General features: G+C 47.8%; 3 protein-coding genes. 2 read left to right on the plus strand and 1 reads right to left on the minus strand.

The window, feature by feature from the left end; all coding sequences use genetic code 11:
* Positions 1-105: hypothetical protein (locus RSA72_RS14180; RefSeq protein WP_332624697.1), on the minus strand; the 105-nt coding region annotated here is incomplete at its 3' end.
* Between the two features lie 412 nt (positions 106-517).
* Between RSA72_RS14180 and RSA72_RS14185 the strand changes: the two genes are divergently transcribed.
* Positions 518-1,456, plus strand: coding sequence for a diacylglycerol/lipid kinase family protein (locus tag RSA72_RS14185; protein ID WP_332633399.1), 939 nt, complete (start codon positions 518-520; stop codon positions 1,454-1,456).
* On the plus strand, positions 1,437-2,216 hold the full coding sequence (locus RSA72_RS14190; protein ID WP_332624695.1) for a metallophosphoesterase family protein: 780 nt from the start codon (positions 1,437-1,439) through the stop codon (positions 2,214-2,216). The genes RSA72_RS14185 and RSA72_RS14190 overlap by 20 nt, the downstream gene beginning before the upstream one ends.
* Positions 2,217-2,433 lie beyond the last annotated feature (217 nt).

The raw sequence follows: 2,433 nt of genomic DNA on the forward strand, positions 1-2,433 counted from the left end.
GTCACACCATTCAATTTTCGCTGGTTTCGTTAATTTTGCAATTTCTTCCACCCAGGCAATAAGCTTAGGATGGCGAACGAATTCTGGTGCGTTCACTTGGGTCATGGTGAGGCCTATCTTAAATATGTACAAACTGTACAAAGTCTGATCTGCGCAATGGAGCGCATTACGCAGATGAAATATGAAAAAAAGTGGCGCTATTAAAGCATAATTTCATAAAAAAAATAAGACCAAAGAACAGGTGGATTTTTTTGGGAAGATTATGATATTTATGAACAAAATATTTAAAAATCATGTGCTTATGTGTTTTTTCTTGGTCTTGGTATCACATTTTGCTAATTTATGAGGATTATTCATTTTATTAATTTAATTAAAAATCAAAAACTTATTGTTGGTTTTTATTTGAGAATAATTATTGATTAAATAAGTGGCGCCAATTTGAATTTTACATAAAGGAACTTTTATTTGCCGATAAAATCGACAGAATTAGAATAAGTGCTTTAAAAACGTCTAAAAAATGTCAAATCAAACCCAGCCGCTGTCAATCATCTACAACCGGAACTCAGGCTTTCATGCGGCCCATAAAGCAGAGGTTTATGAGGAACTGGTGCGGCTGCTGGCATCATTCGGCTATGAAATTCAATCCTTTGAAATCAGCCAGACGCCGGATTTTGATGCGCTGATGAACCGGGTAATGCTCCGCCACCAAGATCCTGATAATTTAGGCATTATTGTGGCAGCCGGCGGCGACGGCACGCTGAATTCTGTGGCGCGGCGCCTTTTGCACACGCCAATCCCGATGGGAATTTTGCCGCTGGGCACATTCAATTATGTGGCGCGGGTGCTGAATATTCCGCTGGATATTCTGGAGGCGGCCAGGGTCATTGCGCAGGGCGCTGAAAGGGCCGTGCATGCAGCGCAAATTAATGACCACATCTATTTAAATAACGCCAGCCTGGGCCTGTATCCGCTGTTTATTCAGAAGCGCGAACTGTATAACCGGCATTTGGGGCGCCTGGCTTTAAATGCCTATACCTCCGGGCTGGATGTGCTGATCCGCGACCGCAAGGAGCTGAAGCTGCAGATAGAAGCGGACGGGGTGAAATATCCAGTGAAAACCCCGCTGATTTTTTTCGGCAATAACCAGCTTCAGCTGGCTGGGCTGAATTTGGGGATTGCCGAAAGCGCGGCCCAAGGCAAGGTGGCCGGAGTTGTAGTGGCCAAAAGCGATAAGCTGACGCTGTTTAAAATGCTGTGGCAGCTGATGCGGGGCAATATTGAAAAAGCCCCGGACGTTTACAGCTTTGCCGCCGATCAGGTCACGATTCATTCGGTGCGGAAAAAGCTGACCGTGGCGCTGGACGGCGAAATTGTTGAAATGCATCCGCCACTGCGGATCTGCGTGCAGAAAAATGCTTTAAAAATAAGGGTGCCGCATGCTGCTGCATCTTTCTGACCTGCATTTCGGCACAGAAAATCAGGCCTGCATCCGCGCGCTGCAGCAGTTTTGCCAGACACACTCGCCTGAAGCAGCGGTGATCAGCGGCGATTTAACCCAGCGCGCGCGCTATGGGCAGTTTTTTGCCTGCAGGCAGTTTTTGGAGAGCCTGAATCTGCCTTATCTGGCGGTGCCGGGCAATCATGATATTCCGCTGTACCATGTATGGAATAGGGTTTTCAGCCCGTTTGCCCGCTATCAGCTGTTTTTCGGCAGCCTGGAAAGCGCGCTGGAAACCGAGCATTTTTATATTCTTGGCGTGAACAGCATCCGGCGCCGCTACCATACCCGCGGCCATATTTCCTTAGAGCAGATTCAATTGATTCATCAGCAGTTAAAGCAGGCGCCGCCGCATAAGCTGAAGCTGATTGCTGCTCATCAGCCGTTTTATACGCCGCCGGATGATCCGCATGGCGTGAAGGACTGCCCTGTGCTGGGCCGGCTGGCGCTGGAAACATGGAGCCAAAGCGGCCTGAACGGGCTGCTGCATGGCCATTTGCATCAGCCTGCGGTCTATGACTTGAACCAAATTTACCGTTTGGGCGCGCCGCATCCTGTGCTGGATATTCATGCCGGCACGGCGCTGTCTTACCGACTGCATCAGGGCCTGCCGAACAGCTTCAATACCGTGAGCCGCCATGGCGCTGTGGATCATTATTATTTTGATCAGGCCAGCCAGCTGTTTTTAGCCCGGCCAAAGCCGCCGGCGCAGCGCTAAAAGCGCGGGAATGCATAAAAAAAACACGGAATTGGAAATATTTTTTAATTTTGCCCTTGAAGCGTTTTTTTCCATCCCCACAAAAGTGTCATGAAATTATTCTGATAATGGCCGAACGGAATGCAAAAGCCATTATCTGTTCACTATAGATAAGACTTAGTCTGATGGAGTTTCAAATGAGCAACATTCGTCCTTTACATGATAACGTTGTTATTCG

The sequence above is a fragment of the Acinetobacter sp. genome, assembly GCF_036659555.1.
Classification (GTDB): Bacteria; Pseudomonadota; Gammaproteobacteria; order Pseudomonadales; family Moraxellaceae; genus Acinetobacter.

What these genes read in the sequence shown, in the direction of transcription:
- RSA72_RS14185 (WP_332633399.1), top strand. Translation starts at nt 518, where the DNA reads ATGTCAAATCAAACCCAGCCGCTGTCAATCATCTACAACCGGAACTCA.
- RSA72_RS14190 (WP_332624695.1), top strand. Translation starts at nt 1,437, where the DNA reads ATGCTGCTGCATCTTTCTGACCTGCATTTCGGCACAGAAAATCAGGCC.